Annotated in this window: 19 protein-coding genes; 6 read left to right on the top strand and 13 right to left on the bottom strand. The window is 54.1% G+C overall.

All coding sequences use genetic code 11. The features are described 5' to 3' along the window. Positions 1-3: 3 nt before the first annotated feature. The 5 genes from RDN66_RS14385 to RDN66_RS14365 form a co-directional block, all read right to left on the bottom strand. Positions 4-807, bottom strand: coding sequence for a sugar phosphate isomerase/epimerase (locus RDN66_RS14385; protein WP_202216340.1), 804 nt, complete (start codon positions 805-807; stop codon positions 4-6). Between the two features lie 73 nt (positions 808-880). Then, positions 881-2,575: an FAD-dependent oxidoreductase gene (locus RDN66_RS14380; RefSeq protein ID WP_202216339.1), complete on the bottom strand. Its 1,695-nt coding sequence runs from the start codon at positions 2,573-2,575 to the stop codon at positions 881-883. A 10-nt stretch (positions 2,576-2,585) separates the two neighbouring features. Beyond that, complete coding sequence (locus RDN66_RS14375; RefSeq protein ID WP_035894285.1) at positions 2,586-2,906, bottom strand: NIPSNAP family protein; 321 nt, start codon at positions 2,904-2,906, stop codon at positions 2,586-2,588. Further along, complete coding sequence (locus RDN66_RS14370) at positions 2,903-4,597, bottom strand: FAD-dependent oxidoreductase (protein ID WP_308537941.1); 1,695 nt, start codon at positions 4,595-4,597, stop codon at positions 2,903-2,905. Before RDN66_RS14370 ends, RDN66_RS14375 begins: the two co-directional genes overlap by 4 nt. Continuing rightward, complete coding sequence (locus RDN66_RS14365) at positions 4,594-5,415, bottom strand: shikimate dehydrogenase (protein WP_202216337.1); 822 nt, start codon at positions 5,413-5,415, stop codon at positions 4,594-4,596. Before RDN66_RS14365 ends, RDN66_RS14370 begins: the two co-directional genes overlap by 4 nt. Positions 5,416-5,567: 152 nt before the next feature. Here RDN66_RS14365 and RDN66_RS14360 point away from each other — a divergent pair, with 152 nt between their 5' ends. Beyond that, positions 5,568-6,326, top strand: coding sequence for an IclR family transcriptional regulator C-terminal domain-containing protein (locus tag RDN66_RS14360; protein ID WP_202216336.1), 759 nt, complete (start codon positions 5,568-5,570; stop codon positions 6,324-6,326). Between the two features lie 76 nt (positions 6,327-6,402). On the opposite strand, the gene RDN66_RS14355 is transcribed toward RDN66_RS14360, so the two are convergent. From RDN66_RS14355 to RDN66_RS14320, 8 genes are all read right to left on the bottom strand, one after another. Further along, positions 6,403-6,558, bottom strand: a complete 156-nt coding sequence (locus tag RDN66_RS14355) for a Hok/Gef family protein (RefSeq protein WP_202216335.1) — start codon at positions 6,556-6,558, stop codon at positions 6,403-6,405. Between the two features lie 321 nt (positions 6,559-6,879). Continuing rightward, complete coding sequence (gene cyoE, locus RDN66_RS14350; RefSeq protein ID WP_035894291.1) at positions 6,880-7,767, bottom strand: heme o synthase; 888 nt, start codon at positions 7,765-7,767, stop codon at positions 6,880-6,882. An 11-nt stretch (positions 7,768-7,778) separates the two neighbouring features. Further along, on the bottom strand, positions 7,779-8,108 hold the full coding sequence (locus tag RDN66_RS14345; RefSeq protein WP_035894294.1) for a cytochrome o ubiquinol oxidase subunit IV: 330 nt from the start codon (positions 8,106-8,108) through the stop codon (positions 7,779-7,781). Further along, a complete protein-coding gene (locus RDN66_RS14340; protein ID WP_035894295.1) occupies positions 8,108-8,719 on the bottom strand; it encodes a cytochrome o ubiquinol oxidase subunit III in 612 nt (203 codons plus the stop codon). The genes RDN66_RS14345 and RDN66_RS14340 overlap by 1 nt, the downstream gene beginning before the upstream one ends. Then, positions 8,709-10,700, bottom strand: a complete 1,992-nt coding sequence (gene cyoB, locus RDN66_RS14335; protein WP_123650010.1) for a cytochrome o ubiquinol oxidase subunit I — start codon at positions 10,698-10,700, stop codon at positions 8,709-8,711. Before cyoB ends, RDN66_RS14340 begins: the two co-directional genes overlap by 11 nt. Positions 10,701-10,719: 19 nt before the next feature. Further along, positions 10,720-11,667 (bottom strand): cytochrome o ubiquinol oxidase subunit II, encoded by a 948-nt coding sequence (gene cyoA / locus RDN66_RS14330; RefSeq protein ID WP_035894297.1) that lies wholly within the window; start codon positions 11,665-11,667, stop codon positions 10,720-10,722. A 472-nt stretch (positions 11,668-12,139) separates the two neighbouring features. Next, positions 12,140-13,615 (bottom strand): muropeptide MFS transporter AmpG, encoded by a 1,476-nt coding sequence (ampG, locus tag RDN66_RS14325; protein ID WP_202216334.1) that lies wholly within the window; start codon positions 13,613-13,615, stop codon positions 12,140-12,142. A 45-nt stretch (positions 13,616-13,660) separates the two neighbouring features. Next, complete coding sequence (locus RDN66_RS14320; protein WP_035894299.1) at positions 13,661-14,239, bottom strand: lipoprotein; 579 nt, start codon at positions 14,237-14,239, stop codon at positions 13,661-13,663. 297 nt (positions 14,240-14,536) lie between these two features. Between RDN66_RS14320 and bolA the strand changes: the two genes are divergently transcribed. The 5 genes from bolA (at position 14,537) to lon (ending at position 21,311) form a co-directional block, all read left to right on the top strand. Next, on the top strand, positions 14,537-14,854 hold the full coding sequence (bolA, locus tag RDN66_RS14315) for a transcriptional regulator BolA (protein ID WP_035894301.1): 318 nt from the start codon (positions 14,537-14,539) through the stop codon (positions 14,852-14,854). A 346-nt stretch (positions 14,855-15,200) separates the two neighbouring features. Then, positions 15,201-16,499, top strand: coding sequence for a trigger factor (gene tig, locus RDN66_RS14310; RefSeq protein WP_308537940.1), 1,299 nt, complete (start codon positions 15,201-15,203; stop codon positions 16,497-16,499). A gap of 241 nt (positions 16,500-16,740) precedes the next feature. After that, on the top strand, positions 16,741-17,364 hold the full coding sequence (clpP, locus tag RDN66_RS14305; RefSeq protein WP_035894303.1) for an ATP-dependent Clp endopeptidase proteolytic subunit ClpP: 624 nt from the start codon (positions 16,741-16,743) through the stop codon (positions 17,362-17,364). Between the two features lie 134 nt (positions 17,365-17,498). After that, entirely contained in the window at positions 17,499-18,773 is a 1,275-nt protein-coding gene (gene clpX, locus RDN66_RS14300) for an ATP-dependent protease ATP-binding subunit ClpX (RefSeq protein ID WP_035894304.1), read from the top strand. Between the two features lie 183 nt (positions 18,774-18,956). Beyond that, positions 18,957-21,311, top strand: a complete 2,355-nt coding sequence (gene lon / locus RDN66_RS14295; protein WP_202216333.1) for an endopeptidase La — start codon at positions 18,957-18,959, stop codon at positions 21,309-21,311. Positions 21,312-21,383 lie beyond the last annotated feature (72 nt).

Here is a 21,383-nt window from a genome sequence, read left to right as displayed (position 1 = left end):
CGTTTACAGGAAGGATTGTGCAGCGTTAAACAGCAGCTGAGCGCGTTGTTGTGCCGGAAGTGCTCCCTGTTCGCCGGCCAATGGCACCTCTACCGAGACGGGGATAGTCGACGGGAGCGCCGCAAGCAGACCGCGGAGATCCAGCTCACCCTCGCCCGGGACACGACGCGCGCTGCGGGCCTGATAAATCAACTCCTGGGTATCCGTGGGTATTTGCGCCGGGGCATCGCAGAGCTGCATATAGTTCAGTTGTTCTGGCGCGAGCGCGCTCAGTGCTTCCAGCGACTCGCCCGCACGCCAGAAGTGAATGGCATCTACCAGAATGCCAACGTTGCGCTGCCGGCTTTCAGTAATCAGTTTTTGCGCGCTGGCAAGCGTGGGTAGATGGGTCCACGGCATCGGCTCCAGGTTCATGGTCAGGCCGTAGGCTTCCCCCGTCTGTGCCAGCTTCGCCAGGTTCTCTGCACAGCGAGAAAGGTTATCGTCATTACCAGCGACCAGCACCTGCTGGGCTTCCAGCCGTGCAGCGGTTTCCAGGAACGGGCGCAGCGCATCGAGGTTGAAATCCGGCGTCAGGCGGACAATTTCCACGTCGGAGACGCGAATGCCGGTATCGCGGAGTGCAGCCAGCGTTTCACGTACCGTACGCGTATCGCCAAGCATGTCGTAATCGGGGTCATCAGGTGTTGCGGGCAGCAAGCGAATGCCGACGTGGCTGTAGCCGGTGAGCGCGGCGATGCGCACCTGTTCCGGCGGTGAAACGTCCAGCACGGTCAGTGCCGCAAGGGAGAGAGAACGCATATTCATACAGACTCCAGTACAGTTGCAGGTGAGGTTTGTTGTTATGTTTGGTGCCTTTCCCTGGCTAAATGCGAGTTTTTTATGAGGTTATATTTGCGGACAGATTTTTCCCCACCAGATAACCAAAGGTCATGGCGGGGCCTAGCGTGATGCCGCCGCTGGGGTAGAACCCCTGCATCACGCTCGACATATCGTTGCCCACGGCGAACAAGCCTGGGATGGGATGTTGCTCGGCGTCCAGAACGCGCGCCCGTTCGTCGGTTTTCAGGCCGCTGAATGAGCCAAGCGAGCCGGGCAGAATGCGTACCGCGAAGTAAGGTGCCTGTTGCAGCTCGCCCAGCGTTGGGTTGGGCTGGTGGCTGGCATCACCCTGCGCGCAGTTATAGGCCGATGCGCCGCGCTGGAAGTCGTCATCGTGGGCCTGACGGGCAAAGCCATTAAAGCGATTCACGGTGTCGCTGAGCGTTGACGCGTCGATGCCGCATTTTTGTGCCAGGGCTTCCAGCGTGTCGGCGCTTTGCAGATAGCCGGTTCGAAGCCAGGCTTTCACCGGGAACGGCGTGGGGCGTGCATGACCCAGCCCGTAGCGGTGCAGCGCGCGGCTGTCGGCAATCAGCCAGGCTACCGGCTTTTCACCTTCCGGCGTGGCGTCCAGCAGTGTGGCGATAAAGTCGTGGTAGGAGTCGGCTTCATTGACGAAGCGTTTGCCGTTGCTGCGTACCGCAATAAAACCGGGTTTGGCGCGCTCAACCAGGTGAGGGAATGCTAACTGTAGCCCGCTGGCGAGCGAGACGCGGGAGACGGGGGCCCACGCCATGGGGTGCTTAAGCGAGCTATCAAACTGTCCGCCCGCGGTTTCACCAAGGCGAATGCCGTCACCCTGATTTCCCGGAGGCGCGGCGGAGAAATGGCCGTAGCCCTGCGCCGCGTGCGGCACCTGTTCGGCTAGCCGCTGTTTATCGTGCGGAAAACCGCCGCAGGCCAGCACTACCGCACGGGCGTTAACCTGAATTTCGCCGTCATCACTATTGAGGATGGCGCCGGTCACGCCGTGGCTATCCTGCAATAAACGCGTCACCGGTGCATTGAGCTGGAAGTTCACATTAGCGTCCAGCGCAGAACGAAGAAGACGCGCGACCAGCGCATTGCCGTTGACCAGATGACGACCGCGGCCATAGCACAGGCGTTGCCAGCCGTGACGCATCAGGCGGCGGGCGGCATACAGTGCCGATCGCGGCGAGCGCGTGGCGTTAAAGAAGTGCGCCATATCAGCGCCGCCCGCAATGCCCATGCCGGCAAGACTGATGGTCTCCAGTGGCGGGCGCAGTCGGTGAAGCCAGTCGCCTAACCCACGAGCATCGTACGGTTGTGCGGTAACGGAGCGGCCACCGGTGGCAAAGCCTGGGCTGTTATGAAAGTCGGGCATTTTGCTGCCGGACAGAAACTGCACGGCGGTGTTTTTCCGGAAAAAATCCACCATTTCCGGGCCGTAGCGTAAAAAGGTGCGCAGGCGTGCATCGGCGGGGCGGCCCTCCATCTCGGATTGCAGATAGCGCAGTGGGGCGGCATCGCCCTCCATTATGCCTTCCTCACGGGCCAGCGGGTTTTGCGGGATCCACAGCCATCCGCCCGACCATGCGCTAGTGCCGCCGATCGTCGATTCCTTTTCGGCGACGAGCACCCGCGCGCCGTGCAACGCGGCGGTGACGGCGGCAGAAAGCCCGGCTGCACCGGAGCCAATCACCAGCATATCTACCTCTACATGCCTGCTCATGGGTCACTCCTTATTGCAGCGGCGAGAAATCGGTGGGACGCATCAGCACCGATTCCAGACGCTCAACCGCTGCCAGTTCGCGGTTTTTCCGCGAGAAGGTTAGCCAGCGCTCGTCCTGAGACATACGCGCCCGGCGCACCAGGCGGTCATCCAGGCTCTCGTAGGCCCAGATATGTACCACCTGATTGACCACGCCGATTTCGGTAAAGAAAAAGCCAATTAGCTTGCCGAGATGTTCGGTTTGCACCGCAAAGGCGTCGCTTTTGTACAGTGCCAGCCAGTCGGCCATTTTCAGTGGATTGATGGTGTAGGTGCGTTTTTCGTAGATCATGCTGCTTCTCCTGAAGTGTGTGGGGATGTGTTTGTCATATGCACGGCGGCCAGATAGCCGAAGGTAAGTGCTGGGCCAAGGGTGATGCCCGGGCCGGGGTAGGTACCTGCCATCATGGAATCCATATCGTTACCGACCGCATACAGGCCGTGGATGGGCTGTCCCTGTTGGTTGATGACCTGGGCATCGGCGGTGGTCATCAGCCCGCGAGATGTGCCTAAGTCGCCGGTAAAAAGTTTGATGGCATAGAAGGGGGCGCTTAACAGTGGGGCGTTGCAGGCATTCGGGCCGTGTGCCGCGTCGCCCATCGCACGGTTATAGCTGTTGCCGCCTTTATGAAATTCCGGATCGCTGCCGTTTGCCGCATGCTGGTTGTAGCGGGAAACGGTTTGCTCAAGCTGCTGTGGGTCCAGGCCTAACTGCTGGGCCAGTTCGTTCAGGCTATCGGCCTGATGCAGATAGCCTGCACTCACCAGCGCATCGTTGTTAACCGGTGCCGGGCGCGCCAGCCCCAGACCATAGCGCTTCATTGCCTGCGCATCGCAGAGCAGGTAGCACGGGGCGTTTTCTGGCTGCTGCTGCATGGCGCTGGCGAAATGGTGGTAGGAGTTTGATTCGTTGACGAAGCGTACGCCGCGCTGGTTAACCGCAATGACCCCCGGTTTGGCACGGTCGGTGACCAGATGGGGAAAACGCTCTTCGCTACCGTCTGGGCGACGCAGTACGGAGACCGGAGCCCAGAAAAAGTTCGACGGCAGGTCTGCGCCTTGTCGGGCATCGACACTTAGTCCTAACTGGAAAGCCGCGCCGTCGTTGGTGACGGGTGACATGGTGTAATGCTGCTGCGTTGCCGGACGGAACTGTGGTGCGATGCGCCCGGCAGCAAAGCCCCCGGCGGCAAGCACGACGCCACGATGGGCATGTAAGGTGAGCGTTTGGCCATCACGCTCGATTTCAACGCCGGTCACGTGGCCGTTTTGCTCAACCAACGACGTCACCGTGACGTTAAGTTCCAGCTCCAGCCCTTTACGCAGCGCCAGCGTCGCCATGCGCGCAATCAGCGCGTTGCCCATTGCCAGACGAGTACCGCGGTGATGGCGCAGACGGTCGCGCCCGTAGCGGAGCAGCAGCTTTGTGCAGTGGGCCAACGAGCGCCACGAGCGACGCATATCGAGGAAGTGCTGGATATCGACGCGGTTCACCATCATGCCGCCAAACAGCAGCATGCCCGGCGGCGGCGAACGCAGGGTCGTGAAATGCTGTCCCAGCTCGCGGCCATCATACTCCACCACTTCCAGCGCACGGCCAACATCGACGCCACCGGGCTCATCCGGATAGTAGTCTGGCGACAGCGGGCGCAGGCTGTATTTCACCGCGCCTTCCTGTTCGAGAAAGGCCAGTGCTTCTCGCCCTGCATGGACAAAAGCATCAATCATGTCCGGGCGATAGTTCGCTTCACCAATAATGGCTCGCAGGTAGGTTTTCATGGCCTCTGGTGAGCCGCTTTTTCCCAGATTTCGGGCTTGATCGGTGTCGTTAATCCACACCGCCCCGCCAGAAATTGCTGAGGTGCCGCCAAAGTGCGGGGCTTTTTCAAGCATTAATACCGAAAGCCCTTTGCAGCAGGCGGTCACGGCGGCGGCAAAGCCCGCCGCGCCGCTGCCGATAACGATAACATCCCAGCTTTTCATGCTGCGGCCTCGTCAGGTTGTTCAATCGCGCCGATGAACTGCCCCATAAGTTGCATCTGCGCCAGCGCCATTTCCGGGCCGGTCTGGGTGCGGCAACCTCGTGTATTGGCAAAGGCCAGTAGTGGAGTGATAACCGGCGCAGTGACGACATCAGCGACGTGAGTCGTCGCCGTTAATGTCTCCAGTAGCGCCTCGCTTAACGGCAGCGCATCGAAGCCCGCCATGCCCGCGGGGGAACCGTTGACCAGCAGATCAACCTCTGCCAATGAATCGGGGAGAGTGGAAATATGCACGGTTGGAAAATGGGTTGCTAAGCGGTTTTCCAGACGCTGGCGGCTGGCTTCGTCACGATCGTAGAGCGCGAGGTGGCTAATGCCCGCTTCGCACAATCCCCAGGCGATGGCGCTGCCGACGCCGCCGCAGCCGGAAAGCAGAGCGCGTTTGCCTGCGGGGTTAAAGCCGTGCGCTTCAGCTGCGCGCTGGAAACCGACGCCGTCCAGCATGTCACCCTCTAAGCGACCATCTGCCAACTTGCGTACGACATTAACGGCATTGAGATGACGAGCACGAGACGTGAGGGTATCAAGCAGCCCGGCCACGCGCTGTTTATGCGGCACGGTGACCAGAATGCCGCTCATGTTTTGCCAGCCGCGTAGAGCATTCAGGTAGTCGGCAACGGCTTCCGGCGCGATATCGACCGGGATCATTACCTTATCCATGCTCTGGCTGGCAAAGTAGTGGTTAAAGTTTTCCGGTGATTTCACCTGGGTAATGGGATGCCCGATAACGGCGACGACCTGAGTAAATCCGCTGACCATTGCTCACCTCTTTTGTTAATAAACTATTGCTTGAGTATTTCAATGGAAGCGGTGAGCGACAACGCAGAATTCGGACAGGTTGGTTGTTAATCGCACCGACAGTGCGATAATCGCAGTAATCGACTTCCTCTGTTGCAAAAGTGTGAACAGCTATGCAAAACGAGATTCATCAGCGCGATTTGATCGTGGGATTGCAAAAAGGGCTGGCGCTGATCCAGCTTTTTTCGAAGGCAAACCCACGGCTGACGGTGCCGCAGGCGGCAAAAATGAGCGGGTTGACGCAGAGCGCGGCTCGCCGATTTTTCCTGACGCTGGTACATGATGGCTATCTGGATACCGACGGGCGCTACTACTGGCTGATGGCGAAAACGCTGCGTCTGGGGCAGGCCTATGTCGATTCCGCGCAGTTCCCGCGTATGGTGCGGCCAATTGTTGAATATGTTGCCAGTCGTTCAGAGGAGCATGCGTCGGTGGGGGTGATTGATGATAACGAGCTGGTCTATATTGCCCGCAGCAAACACACGCCATTTAACTCAACTTCTGTACGGCTCGGCGAACGAGTGCCGATTCACTGCACCGCGGGCGGTCGCTTGTGGTTAGCCTCCTTGCCGGAAGCTGAATGCGAGGCTGTGTTACAGCGAGTGACCCGCGAGCAGCGAACGCCTTACACGGTGACGGATGTACCGACATTGATGGAGCGTATCGCGCAGGTCCGTCGTCAGGGATACGCCTCTATTGAGCAGGAGTTTGAGATAGGTATGCTGGTGATCGCCGTTCCACTTGCTGATAGGGAAGGGCTGTACTGGGGGGCGTTGAGTCTGACCAGCCATCAGTCGCGCACGTCGCTGGAGGCGCTGTGCCGGGATCATCTCGATCTGCTGTATAGCGCGCAGGCGATGCTGGTGGGCTAGTCAGGTGAAAAAATTGGGTGCGTTGAGAATACCTGGCAGCATCAAGAGTGGCGGGGATGACTCCCCGCCGGGTCTCTTACTTAACAGATTCGTAGGCTGTGAAGACGGCGACCTCCGTATGCCCGCTGCGGATACGGACCGCGCAAAGATCTTTGCGCGTGACCAGTACCGACATCACGGCGGTAATACAGAGGACAATCAGGGCAACAATCACTACCTTGTTCCGTTTCATAGGCTACTTCTCCTTGACCCTAAGGTCGGTAAGAGGCTAACCTAATACTGTTGGGTATTTAGGGGCCTCAGATTAATGTTAAGCGTCTTGCCGGACGCAGAATGTTATCTGGGGCTTTTGTCTATCTGCCTTTCACATATCATGCTTAAGACAAACAGTCTCAAGCACCCGCCGCGATTCTATACCTCTTCCCTTCGAATGAGCCGCCTAAACGCTGGCTTCGCCGCTATTTAGGAAAACATCAATATTGGGCGCTGGCGCTTTTCTTCAGACAATAAAAAACCCCGCCGAAGCGAGGTTTTTTTATCAAACGGTGTCTCTTTACCAGACGTAAGTCAGCAGGTTCTGAGAATTCGGCACCATAAAGTCGACGGACATCATTACGGACAGCGCGGTAATGGCGATGATGGAGAAGCCGAACAGCTTGCGCGCCCAGACCTTATCATCTTCCACTTTGTAACCGCGCAGCGCCATGCCAAGCCACCAGACGCTCACCGCTGCTGCAACGATCAGGTATTTATACCCAGCGTAGCCGCCCAGAGAGAGCATCAATGTGGCCAGAGCAAACGCCACGATGTACAGCGTGATGTGGTTTTTCGCCACTGCAATGCCTTTCACTACCGGCAGAACCGGAATGTTCGCTGCCTGATAATCCTTGAAGCGGAAAATCGCGATAGCGTAGGAGTGAGGCATCTGCCACAGGCTGAAAATCGCCAGCAGAATCAGTGCACCGCTGTCGAAATTGCCGGTCACTGCGCAGTAGCCAATCACCGGCGGCGCAGCGCCGGAGAGAGAACCAATCAGCGTGCCGTAAACGGAGTGGCGCTTCATGTACAGGCTGTAAACGCCGACATAAACCACGAACCCCATTACCCCCAGCCAGCAGGCGAGGGGATTGGCGCCGAACCACAGCAGCATGAAGCCAGCGAGACCCAGCAAAGTGGCGTAGACCAGCGACGTTTTTGGCGCAATCAGTCCCTTAACCAGCACTCGGTTCTTCGTTCGCTCCATCTTACGGTCGATGTCACGATCGATGTAGTTGTTGAAAACACAACCCGAGGCGACCACCAGGGACACGCCGATCAGAGTCCAGGCGAACAGCGGATAATCAATGTGACCTTTAGAGGCCAGCAGGAAACCGCCGATCACGGAGATCAGGTTGCCAAAAATGATGCCAGGCTTCGTTACTTGCAGGTATCGCTTAAACATACTCGCCGCTCTTAGTGAACCATCATGTTGTAGTTCAGGTTCCACATAATCCAGATGGAGCCTACAACCACGATGGCAATGATTATCACGGTAAAGACAAACGCGGTCAGGTTCCAGCCTTCGTCAGACTTGCTGTTCATGTGCAGGAAGTACACAAGGTGTACGACAATCTGCACAACAGCGGTTACCAGAATGGTACCCAGAATCGCCGCATGCGACGCGGTGCCGGTCATCACCATCCAGAACGGGATCACCGTCAGGATGATAGACAGGATGAAACCTGTCATGTACGACTTCACGCTACCGTGGGATGCGCCGCTATGATCGTTAGAATGACTCATTACATTGCCCCCATCAGATAAACAACCGAGAACACACAGATCCACACGACGTCCAGGAAGTGCCAGAACAGGCTCAGGCACAGGATACGTGTACGGTTAGTACTGGTCAGGCCGCGGCGAGAAATCTGCACCATCAGCACCGCCATCCAGATAAGACCGGAGGTTACGTGCAGACCGTGAGTACCAACCAGCGCGAAGAACGCTGACAGGAAGCCGCTGCGATCCGGGCCCATACCTTCAACAATCAGGTGATGGAATTCATAGATTTCCATCGCGATGAACCCTGCACCAAAGAGGAAGGTCAGGGCGAGCCAGGAAACGACCTGGCTCTTGTTGTTTTTGTACATGGCGATAGCCGCCATGCCGTAGGTGATGGAGCTGAATAACAGCAGTGCAGTTTCAACCAGAACGAACGGCAGCTCGAAGATATCTTTACCCGCCGGGCCGCCAGCCGTGCCGTTCACCAGAACGGCATAGGTAGCGAACAGGGTGGCGAAGATGATGCAGTCGCTCATCAGGTAGATCCAGAAGCCGAAGATCTTCATCGGCCCTGTATCGTGATGCCCATGTTCATGCGCGTGGGCGTTATGCGCCAGAGTATCAGTTGCCATTTTTCAGCCCTGCCTTAGAAATCTCATCGAAATGCTGATTTTCCAGTTTTTCGACTTCTGCAACCGGCACGTAGTAATCCACGTCCTCGTCAAAGCTTTTGATAATCCAGGTGATCACGATGCCTGCGAAGCTAGCAATCGCCATCCACCAGATATGCCAGATCATGGCGAAACCAAAGATTGTTGCGAAGGCGGCAATCACAATGCCCGCACCGCTGTTTTTCGGCATATGAATTTCTTCATAATGAGCCGGCTGCTTGTACGCTTCGCCTTTCTCTTTCATTTCCCAGAATGCGTCACGTTCGTGAATCTGCGGCACAATGGCAAAGTTGTAGAACGGAGGAGGAGAAGAGGTTGCCCACTCCAGCGTACGGCCGCCCCATGGGTCACCGGTCAGGTCACGGTTCTGCTCGCGGTCGCGAATAGAAACGTAGAACTGAATCAGCTGGCACAGGATACCGCAGGCGATCAGCGCCGCACCGCATGCTGCAACAACCAGCATTGGGTGGAACTGCGGGTCAATCTGCTGGCTCAGGCGACGGGTCATGCCCATGAAGCCCAGAACGTACAGCGGCATAAACGCAACGAAGAAGCCGATGATCCAGAACCAGAAGGCGCGTTTGCCCCAGGTTTCGTTCAGGGTGAAGCCAAAGGCTTTCGGCCACCAGTAGGTCAGACCGGCAAAGCAACCGAATACCACACCGCCGATGATAACGTTATGGAAGTGCGCAATCAGGAACAGGCTGTTGTGCAGCACGAAGTCCGCACCCGGCACTGCCAGCAGAACGCCGGTCATACCGCCGACCGAGAAGGTCACGATAAAGCCGATGGTCCACAGCATCGCAGAGTTGAAGACGATGCGACCCTGATACATGGTGAACAGCCAGTTGAAGATCTTAACCCCGGTAGGGATGGCGATAATCATCGTGGTAATACCGAAGAAGGCGTTTACGTTCGCGCCAGCACCCATGGTGAAGAAGTGGTGCAGCCAAACGATGAACGACAGGATGGTAATACACACGGTCGCCCACACCAGTGAGGTGTAACCGAACAGGCGTTTACGGGAGAAGGTCGCTGCAACTTCAGAGAATACACCGAAGACTGGCAGTACCAGAATGTACACTTCCGGGTGACCCCAGGCCCAAATCAGGTTGATGTACATCATCATGTTGCCGCCCATATCGTTGGTAAAGAAATGGGTGCCCAGATAACGATCCAGGGTCAGCAGCGCGACGGTAACCGTCAGAATTGGGAAGGAGGCGATAATCAGGATGTTGGCGCACAGAGATGCCCAGGTAAAGACCGGCATCTTGAACATCGTCATTCCTGGCGCACGCATCTTGATGATGGTCACGAAGAAGTTAATACCGGTCAGTGTGGTACCAATACCGGAGAGCTGAAGCGCCCATATCCAGTAATCGACACCTACGCCCGGACTGTACTCTATCCCCGAGAGCGGCGGATATGCCAGCCAGCCGGTCTGAGCAAATTCACCAACGCCCAGGGACAGGTTAACCAGAATCACACCGACAACGGTGAACCAGAAGCTCAGGTTGTTCAGGAATGGGAACGCTACGTCACGCGCGCCGATCTGCAGTGGAACCACCAGGTTCATCAGACCGATAACGAACGGCATCGCTACGAAGAAGATCATGATAACGCCGTGGGCGGTAAAGACCTGATCGTAGTGGTGCGGTGGCAGGAAGCCTGCATCGCCCGCTGAAGCCAGCACCTGCTGGCTACGCATCATCACGGCATCGGCAAAGCCACGCAGCAGCATGACGATAGCAACGATGACATACATGATGCCAAGACGTTTGTGGTCAACCGAAGTCAGCCACTCTTTCCATAGATAAGACCACTTACCGAAGTAAGTGATGGCCGCCAGGAGAGCGAGTCCCCCGACGATAATGGCAGCCACCGTAACCATGATAATGGGTTCATGGTAGGGCACTGCATCCAGTGTCAGTTTTCCGAACATCGTATTCTTCCTCGGCCCCTTAGTGAGCGGATTCCGCGTGGCTCATGTCCATGCCTTCCATTCCTTCGTGCGATGCGTGTTCGCCTTCTGGTTTGGTCATGTCCATGCTCTTGCCGTGATCCATAAATTTGCTGGTTACTGCTTTAAACAAATCAGGTTTCACGCTGGAGAAGTACTCCACTTTGTTGTATTCGCTCGGTGCAGCCAATTTCTCGAAGGTAGCCATGTCATCCATGGTGTTCGGAGATTGTTTCGCTTTCGCGACCCACTGATCGAATGCGGCACGATCCGGCGTTGCAATGGCTTTGAACTTCATTCCAGAGAAGCCCTGGCCGCTATAGCTAGCAGAGATACCGTCGTAGATACCTGCTTCGTTAGCGATCAGATGCAGGTTGGTCTGCATACCGGCCATCGCGTAAATCTGGCTGCCCAGACGCGGGATAAAGAAGGAGTTCATCACGGAGTTAGAGGTCACTTTGAACTGCACCGGAACGTTCGCTGGGAAAGCGATTTCGTTAACGGTAGCAATGCCCTGCTCCGGGTAGATGAAGAACCATTTCCAGTCCATGGAAACCACTTCGATAGTGATTGGTTTCTCATCATGGGCTAGCGGTTTGCTCGGTTCTAAAGCGTGAGTGGTTTTCCAGGTCAGTACGGCGAGGAAGATGATGATAAGAATTGGCACGGTCCAGACCACAGCTTCCACTTTATTGGAGTGTGACCAGTTCGGGCTATACTTCGCATCTTTATTGCTCGCACGATACTTCCAGGCGAAACCAACGGCCATTAAGACGGCCGGGATTACGACGATCATCATCAGGCCGAAAGCCGTCAGAATCAGCGAACGCTGCTCCAGTCCAATCTGTCCTTTGGGGTCAAGAAGTGCAGAATCACAGCCACTGAGTAATACAGTGCCGGCGATTAATGACAACCATCCCAAGTTTTTATTGTATTTCCTGAGTCTCATGTAACGACCTCAATTCCACGGGGTGTTGGTGGCGTTTAAAGTGTGTGGGCATTTTACGGGAAGGTTACATTACTGTAAACATCATTAGGGCTCTGTCAGTTATGTGTTACCGGGTTCTGCCGCACCTGTCACAGATGTTGCTAAATGTGTCTGTTTTTCGAGCGGAAAGCCCATCTGGCGGGCGTTATAACGAAAGGGGGTATGGGGAGGTGGGTGAGATGGCAATTGGTATAACCATTGCCAAAAATATACAAATAATTAACAATTAATCATCAAAAAATAGACAATTAAAAAACGAAAAATTAATTACTCTGGTGCTGAATCGGTTAAAGAAATAAAGCGTATTTTACACGTTCCAATAATTTCCAGAATTCTAAAGCGCACAAAAGCACAAATATTTTTTTTACATACGATGCGCGAGTTATTATTACGGATAGTGATTACAACGTAGGTTTCACATTTTCATCTTATTTTAGCGGAACTGCGTTTTTCGCAGAGCAAGATAGTCCAGCAGACAACCGAACACGATGCCAACAAAGGCAATCAGCACCCCGACTTCGAGTACGATTCCGGACCATTCGAGTGCGGTGAGGTTCAGGGCATTCGCAATCAGCATCACCAGCCAGATACCCAACAGCGCGGTACCTAGAAGCAACAGTCGCAGCGCAAGGCGGTAGGCACCAGCGTAGCTATCACGCGGCATAAATTGCTCGGTTTGCTGAGTGTATTCCAGCGTCTGGCGACAGATAAGCAGCAGCAAAATGCCCGGTACGGCGGCAATAACGGAGAACAGATAGAACGTTGGCCAGCCGTGAGCTTCGACAAACCAGCCGGCAATTGGCCCAACGTAGACGCGCCCGACGGCGGAGAGCGCCGACAGTAGCGCAAACTGGGTCGCGGAAAACGACTTGTTACACAGCGTCATCAGCAGCGCGACGAATGCAGCCGTGCCCATGCCACCGCATAGGTTTTCAAAGAAGACCGCGGCGGCCATGGAATAAATATGTTTATCGGTGACCGAGAGCGCCCAATAGCCAGCGTTCGATACACCCTGCAAAATGCCAAATATCAGCAGCGCGCGGAACAGCGTCAGGCGCTGCATCAGCACGCCACCGTAAAGTGCGCCGACAATGGTCGCAAACAGGCCGAGGGTTTTGTTAACCATCCCTACCTGGCCTGCGTCAAATCCGACGCCGCGAATAAGGAAGGTGGTCGTCAGGCTCATAGCGAAGGCATCGCCCAGCTTGTACATCACGATAAGCAGCAAGATAAGCCAGGCATTGTTACGGCCGAAGAAGTCCTTTAATGGTGCAACAACCGCCTGCTCAAGGCTTTTCGGAACGGGGATGACGTCGCTGGGTTCAGGTGCCAGCAGCGTAGCAATAATACAAGGCACCAGCAGTGCGGCCATCAGCCAGTACATGCCCTGCCAGCCGAGCCATTTATCCGCCAGCCACAGCGCTAATCCACCGGAAACCAGCATCCCAAGGCGGTAGCCCAGCACGCTAATTGCCGCGCCTGCACCGCGTTCTTCCGCCGGAAGCACGTCGGTTTTCCAGGCATCGAAGACGATATCTTGCGACGCGGAACAGAAGGCGATAATCACCGCCAGCGCCGCCATCCAGCGCAGCTGCGTGGAGGGCTCAAGAAAACCCATCGCGGCGATGGCGATAAGCAGTAAACATTGGGTCGTTAATAGCCAGCCGCGACGGCGCCCTAAAAACGGCGGCGTATAGCGGTCCATGACCGGAGACCACAGAAACTTAAAAACGTATGCCTGGCCGACAAGCGAGAAAAAACCAATGGTTTTCAGATCGATGTTTTCGACCGTCATCCATGCTTGCAGCGTCCCTGAGGTCAGGGCGAGCGGTAAGCCGGAAGCAAAGCCAAGAATCAGCAGAATGGCTGATTTCGGTTGCTGAAAAATGCGGAGATAGTGACCAGGCATAGTTTTCTTTGTTCAGACCCGGCCGAAGCCGGGTCTGTGACGAGATTAGCGCGCGTTCTGCTTGATGAAATCGTGGATAGTGGTGTCTTGTGCCATATCGGCGATGGTATCGCCCAGCACGCTATCAACGGTATCGGAAATGTTTTTGTTGGAAGCCTGGAATGCGCCTTCAACGGAGTAGTTAGAACGGTAGTTTTTGGTCATTTTATTACCGTTAGCAGCGGTCGCGATGATGGCGATGTCGGCTTTGGTAGAAATGTTGTAACGCACGTTACCCTGGGAAACGTCTGCGTACAGCTGATTAACGATAATCTGCAGGTTAACCGCACCGTTCGGACCAATCATATAACCGCGTGCGGTCATCTGTTTTTCCAGTACTTCCTGCATCAGGAAACGCAGGTCACGGGAAGCGGTCAGGGTGACCAGCTGGTTGTTACGGGTGACTTTTGCCAGTGCCTGATCCTGACGCTGGTCGGCACCGGTGATGCTAACGGTAACGCCCATCAGGCTTGGATCTTGCTGAGGCAGAGTGATTTTTGGCGACACTTCAACCGTGGTTGGAGGCGTTGCGCATCCAGCCAGCATAAACAGTGCTACCAGTGGGAAGAGGATTTTTTTTAACATGTTAGGGGTCTCAAACGCATTGTTTACTGAAAATTCCCGCCATCATAACATCGCCATCGGTCAGGGGAAGTAGGCAACGCATGTAATTTCATCGTGTTGTTGCTTTTGTGTACTCGGAAACAAATAGAAGTAGGATTTAAGATGAGAAGCGATTGTAAAAGACGTTAACTTCATCTACTTGAGAAATAAAATGGCGTGAACGCTAATTTTTTGTTGCCTTCGTGTAATGGAATCAGTAAAAGCGGCTAACATTTAAAGGGATAGGCGGCATCTTAACGTTGTCGGAGGAGTAATATCATGATGATGCGTGAACAAATCGAAGAAAAACTGAGGGCAGCGTTTGAACCTGTTTTCCTGGAAGTCGTAGACGAAAGCTACCGCCACAACGTACCGGCCGGCTCTGAGAGCCACTTTAAAGTTGTGCTGGTGAGCGATAAGTTTACCGGGGAACGTTTTCTGAATCGTCATCGGATGATCTACGGAACGTTAACAGAGGAGTTTGCGTCCACCGTCCATGCGCTGGCATTGCATACTTACACGCGAAAAGAGTGGGAAGGTTTGCAAGATACCGTCATTACCTCACCGCCATGCCGCGGAGCGGGAACTATCGCGTAGAAAAGGCATTTGCAACACGGAACTTTTCCAGTATGTTGCGTACAGATTATGAGAAAACGGCCTGCGGGCCGTTTTGTTTTGTCTGAATTTTGAGCGCATTCGACAGCGTTCAGACAAAAATTAGCCGGGAATTGTGAAAAATGCCGCAGCAACGCGTGATAACCGTTCTCGACTCATAAAAGTGATGCCGCTATAATGCTGCGTCTTATTTTTCGGAATGTCTTCGGGATGATTCTGACGACAGGGAATGTGATTGATTACGAGAGCATCCCAGGTCCGCAACGCCAGCTTTTCGAGCTTGCGGAGTAGAGTTGACCGAGCACTGTGATTTTTTTGAGGTAACAAGATGCAAGTTTCAGTTGAAACCACTCAGGGCCTTGGCCGCCGTGTAACGATTACTATCGCTGCTGACAGCATCGAGACCGCTGTAAAAAGCGAGCTGGTCAACGTAGCGAAAAAAGTACGCATTGACGGTTTCCGTAAAGGTAAAGTACCGATGAATGTTGTTGCTCAGCGTTATGGCGCTTCCGTGCGTCAGGACGTTCTGGGTGACCTGATGAGCCGTAACTTCGTTGACGCGATCATCAAAGAGAAAATCAATCCAGCTGGCGCGCCTAACTACGTTCCAGGTGAATACAAGCTGGGTGAAGACTTCACCTACGCAGTAGAATTCGAAGTGTACCCAGAAGTTGAACTGAAGGGTCTGGACGCTATCGAAGTTGAAAAACCAGTTGTTGAAGTGACCGAAGCTGACGTTGACGGCATGCTGGACACTCTGCGTAAGCAGCAGGCAACCTGGAAAGACAAAGACGGCGTTGTTGACGCTGAAGACCGTGTTACCGTTGACTTCTCCGGCTCCGTAGACGGCGAAGAATTCGAAGGCGGCAAAGCGACTGATTTCGTACTGGCAATGGGTCAGGGTCGTATGATCCCAGGCTTTGAAGACGGTATCAAAGGTCACAAAGCAGGTGAAGAGTTCGTTATCGGCGTAACCTTCCCAGAAGAATACCACGCTGAAAACCTGAAAGGTAAAGCGGCTAAATTCGCGATTACCCTGAAGAAAGTTGAAGAGCGTGAGTTGCCAGAACTGACTGCTGAATTCATCAAACGTTTCGGCGTTGAAGATGGTTCCGTTGAAGGCCTGCGCGCTGAAGTGCGTAAAAACATGGAACGCGAGCTGAAAGGCGCGGTACGTAACCGCGTTAAATCTCAGGCAATCGAAGGTCTGGTTAAAGCGAACGAGATCGACGTTCCTGCAGCCCTGATCGACAGCGAAATCGACGTTCTGCGCCGTCAGGCTGCACAGCGCTTCGGTGGCAACCAGCAGCAAGCGATGGAACTGCCTCGCGAACTGTTCGAAGAGCAGGCGAAACGCCGCGTAGTTGTTGGCCTGCTGCTGGGCGAAGTGATTCGTACCCACGAGCTGAAAGCTGACGAAGCACGCGTTGCTACCCTGATCGAAGAAATGGCATCTGCCTACGAAGATCCGAAAGAAGTTATTGAATTCTACAGCAAAAACAAAGAGCTGATGGAAAACATGCGCAGTGTCGCTCTGGAAGAACAGGCTGTTGAAGCGGTTCTGGAAAAAGCGAAAGTGACTGAAAAAGCAACTTCCTTCAATGAACTGATGAACCAGCAGGCGTAATTTCGCTTACCGGTTTACGGTTTTGAGAAAAAACCCGTTGCCTTTTGGTGACGGGTTTTTTTATTGCAGCAATAACCAAAGCTTGCGTGATAAAACGGCTTTTCGGTGTTAGCGTATCAACAAAATATTGTTATGCTTGAAATAGGGTAGGATCGTACCCATAACTGAGGGAACGAATCACTCGCCGCATCTCTATAATTAGCAAGCTGTGGCTATTTTATTTATTATCCAGGAGACGGAAATGTCATACAGTGGCGAACGAGATAATTTTGCACCCCACATGGCCCTGGTGCCGATGGTCATTGAACAGACCTCACGTGGCGAACGTTCTTTTGATATCTACTCCCGTCTGCTTAAAGAGCGCGTAATCTTTCTGACCGGTCAGGTCGAAGACCACATGGCAAACCTGATTGTGGCGCAAATGCTGTTTCTGGAAGCGGAAAACCCGGAAAAAGACATTTATTTATACATCAACTCCCCAGGTGGCGTGATTACAGCAGGGATGTCTATTTATGACACCATGCAGTTTATCAAGCCGGATGTCAGCACCATTTGTATGGGGCAAGCGGCATCTATGGGCGCGTTCCTGCTGACCGCAGGCGCAAAAGGTAAGCGCTTCTGCTTGCCAAACTCCCGCGTAATGATTCACCAGCCGCTGGGCGGTTATCAGGGCCAGGCAACGGATATCGAAATCCATGCCCGTGAGATCCTGAAGGTGAAAGGACGCATGAATGAGCTTATGGCGCACCATACCGGCAAATCGCTGGAGCAGATTGAGAGCGACACTGAACGTGACCGTTTCCTGTCTGCTTCTGAAGCTGTCGAGTATGGTCTGGTTGACTCAATTTTGAGCCAGCGTAACTAATGTCATGACGGCACGTGCCGCTGCACGGTATATACTACTAAGGGCGGCACAACGCTTGCGTAGCAGCTTGCGCTTAAGAATGGCATTTGCGTCGTCATATGCGGCACAAAGAACTTAAAAAGAGGTTTTGACTCATGACAGATAAACGCAAAGATGGCTCGGGCAAACTGTTGTACTGCTCTTTTTGCGGCAAAAGCCAGCACGAAGTGCGTAAGCTCATCGCCGGCCCATCCGTGTATATCTGCGACGAATGCGTCGACTTATGTAACGACATCATTCGCGAAGAGATTAAAGAAGTGGCGCCGCATCGTGAACGCAGTGCTCTGCCGACGCCACACGAAATTCGCCACCACTTAGATGACTACGTTATCGGTCAGGAACAGGCGAAAAAGGTGCTGGCCGTTGCGGTCTACAACCACTACAAACGTCTGCGTAACGGTGATACCAACAACGGTGTTGAGCTCGGCAAAAGTAACATTCTGCTGATTGGCCCGACCGGTTCAGGTAAAACCCTGCTGGCAGAAACGCTGGCGCGCCTGCTGGACGTACCGTTCACCATGGCCGATGCGACCACCCTGACCGAAGCAGGTTACGTGGGTGAAGACGTTGAAAACATTATTCAGAAGCTGCTGCAGAAGTGCGACTACGACGTACAGAAAGCACAGCGCGGTATTGTTTACATCGATGAAATCGACAAGATTTCTCGTAAGTCCGATAACCCGTCAATCACCCGCGACGTTTCCGGTGAAGGCGTACAGCAGGCGTTGTTGAAGCTGATTGAAGGCACCGTGGCGGCCGTTCCGCCGCAGGGTGGCCGTAAACATCCGCAGCAGGAGTTCCTGCAGGTTGATACCTCGAAGATTCTGTTTATCTGCGGTGGTGCATTTGCTGGTCTGGATAAAGTGATTGCTAACCGTGTTGAAACTGGCTCCGGCATTGGTTTCGGCGCAACGGTAAAAGCAAAATCCGACAAAGCCAGCGAAGGTGAATTGCTGACCCAGGTTGAGCCAGAAGATCTGATCAAATTTGGTCTGATCCCTGAGTTCATCGGCCGTCTGCCGGTGGTCGCAACCCTGACTGAGCTGAGCGAAGAAGCGCTGATTCAGATCCTTAAAGAGCCGAAAAACGCCCTGACCAAACAGTATCAGGCGCTGTTTAACCTCGAAGGCGTGGATCTGGAATTCCGTGACGAAGCGCTGGATGCTATCGCCAAGAAAGCGATGGCGCGTAAAACCGGTGCTCGTGGTCTGCGCTCCATCGTAGAAGCCGCGCTGCTCGAAACCATGTACGATCTGCCTTCTATGGAAGACGTTGAGAAAGTGGTTATCGATGAATCGGTGATTGCCGGTCAAAGCGAACCGCTGCTGATTTACGGCAAGCCGGAAGCGCAGCAGGCATCTGGCGAATAATTCACCAGTTCATACAATCAGTTAATCAAAAAGGGGGGATTTTATCTCCCCTTTTATTTTTCCGTATTCATGGCGTTGAATGTGTGGAATACATCCCCATATACTGGTTACATGTTAATGGTTGTGTGAAGCACAGTCGCATGACCAGTTTACCTGGCGGACACTAAACTAAGAGAGAGCTCTATGAATCCTGAGCGTTCTGAACGCATTGAAATCCCCGTATTGCCGTTGCGCGATGTGGTGGTTTATCCGCACATGGTCATCCCCTTATTTGTAGGGCGGGAAAAATCTATCCGTTGTCTGGAAGCGGCCATGGATCATGATAAAAAAATCATGCTGGTCGCGCAGAAAGATGCTTCAACGGATGAGCCGGGTGTAAACGATCTTTTCACCGTCGGGACCGTGGCCTCTATTTTACAAATGCTGAAGCTGCCTGACGGTACGGTCAAAGTACTGGTCGAAGGGCTGCAGCGTGCGCGTATTTCTACGCTCTCTGATAACGGCGAACACTTCTCCGCGAAAGCAGAGTACCTTGAATCGCCGGCCATTGAAGAGCGCGAGCAGGAAGTACTGGTACGCACCGCGATTGGTCAGTTTGAAGGCTATATCAAGCTGAACAAGAAAATCCCACCAGAAGTGCTGACGTCGCTGAACAGCATCGACGACCCTGCACGTCTGGCTGACACCATCGCGGCCCACATGCCGTTGAAGCTGGCAGATAAACAGTCCGTTCTGGAGATGTCTGACATCAACGAGCGCCTGGAATATCTGATGGCGATGATGGAGTCAGAAATCGATCTGCTGCAGGTTGAGAAGCGCATTCGCAACCGCGTGAAAAAGCAGATGGAGAAATCCCAGCGTGAGTACTATCTGAACGAGCAAATGAAAGCCATTCAGAAAGAACTCGGCGAGATGGACGAAGTTCCTGACGAAAACGAAGCGTTGAAGCGTAAGATCGACGCGGCGAAAATGCCGAAAGAGGCGAAAGAGAAAACCGAAGCCGAACTGCAGAAGCTGAAAATGATGTCACCGATGTCAGCTGAAGCCACCGTGGTTCGCGGTTATATCGACTGGATGGTGCAGGTGCCGTGGAATTCGCGCAGCAAGGTCAAAAAAGACCTTCGTCAGGCGCAGGAAATCCTCGATACCGATCATTATGGCCTCGAGCGCGTCAAAGACCGTATTCTTGAGTATCTCGCGGTTCAAAGCCGTGTGAACAAGCTGAAAGGGCCAATCCTGTGCCTGGTAGGGCCTCCAGGTGTGGGTAAAACCTCTCTGGGTCAGTCCATTGCGCAGGCGACCGGACGTAAATACGTTCGTATGGCGCTGGGCGGCGTACGTGACGAAGCGGAAATCCGCGGTCACCGTCGTACTTACATCGGCTCTATGCCGGGTAAACTGATCCAGAAAATGGCCAAAGTGGGCGTTAAAAACCCGCTGTTCCTGCTCGATGAAATCGACAAAATGTCTTCGGACATGCGCGGTGACCCGGCCTCTGCTCTGCTGGAAGTACTTGATCCAGAACAGAACGTGGCGTTCAGCGATCACTACCTGGAAGTCGATTACGATCTCAGCGACGTAATGTTCGTGGCGACGTCGAACTCCATGAACATTCCAGCGCCGCTGCTGGACCGTATGGAAGTGATCCGTCTGTCCGGTTATACCGAAGACGAGAAGCTGAACATTGCAAAACGTCACCTGCTGCCGAAGCAGATTGAACGTAATGCGCTGAAAAAAGGCGAGCTGACGGTTGATGACAGCGCGATTGTTGGCATCATTCGTTACTACACCCGTGAAGCGGGCGTCCGTAGCCTGGAACGTGAAATCTCGAAGCTGTGCCGTAAAGCGGTTAAACAGCTGTTGCTGGATAAAGATCTGAAACACATCGAGATTAACGGCGACAATCTGCATGATTTCCTCGGCATTCAGCGCTTCGACTACGGTCGCGCCGATGACGAAAACCGTGTGGGTCAGGTCACCGGTCTGGCGTGGACGGAAGTGGGCGGCGACCTGCTGACCATTGAAACCGCCTGCGTACCGGGTAAAGGCAAGCTGACTTATACCGGTTCTCTGGGTGAAGTGATGCAGGAGTCCATTCAGGCAGCGCTGACCGTGGTGCGCGCGCGCGCAGAAAAACTGGGTATCAACCCAGATTTCTACGAAAAACGCGACATTCACGTTCACGTTCCGGAAGGGGCGACGCCGAAAGACGGTCCAAGTGCGGGTATCGCGATGTGTACTGCGCTGGTTTCCTGTCTGACCGGTAACCCGGTGCGTGCAGACGTGGCGATGACAGGGGAAATTACCCTGCGTGGCCTGGTGCTGCCAATCGGCGGTCTGAAGGAAAAACTGCTCGCGGCACACCGTGGCGGTATTAAGACTGTTCTGATTCCTGATGAGAACAAACGCGATCTGGAAGAGATTCCGGACAACGTTCTGGCCGATCTGGATATTCATCCGGTTAAGCGCATTGAGGAAGTTCTGGCGCTGGCGCTGCAAAATGAGCCGTCTGGCATGCAGGTTGTAAGCGCAAAATAGTGACCTCGCGCAAAGAGCGTTAATAAAAATAAGACTGGCAAGCGTAAACTGACTTGCCAGCCTTTTTTTGTC

Origin of the sequence: uncultured Kluyvera sp. (assembly GCF_902485085.1) — a bacterium.
GTDB classification, from domain to species: Bacteria; Pseudomonadota; Gammaproteobacteria; order Enterobacterales; family Enterobacteriaceae; genus Kluyvera; species Kluyvera ascorbata.
The sequence above is the reverse complement of the archived record's forward strand: the minus strand, read 5'-3'. Positions and strand labels throughout refer to the sequence as shown.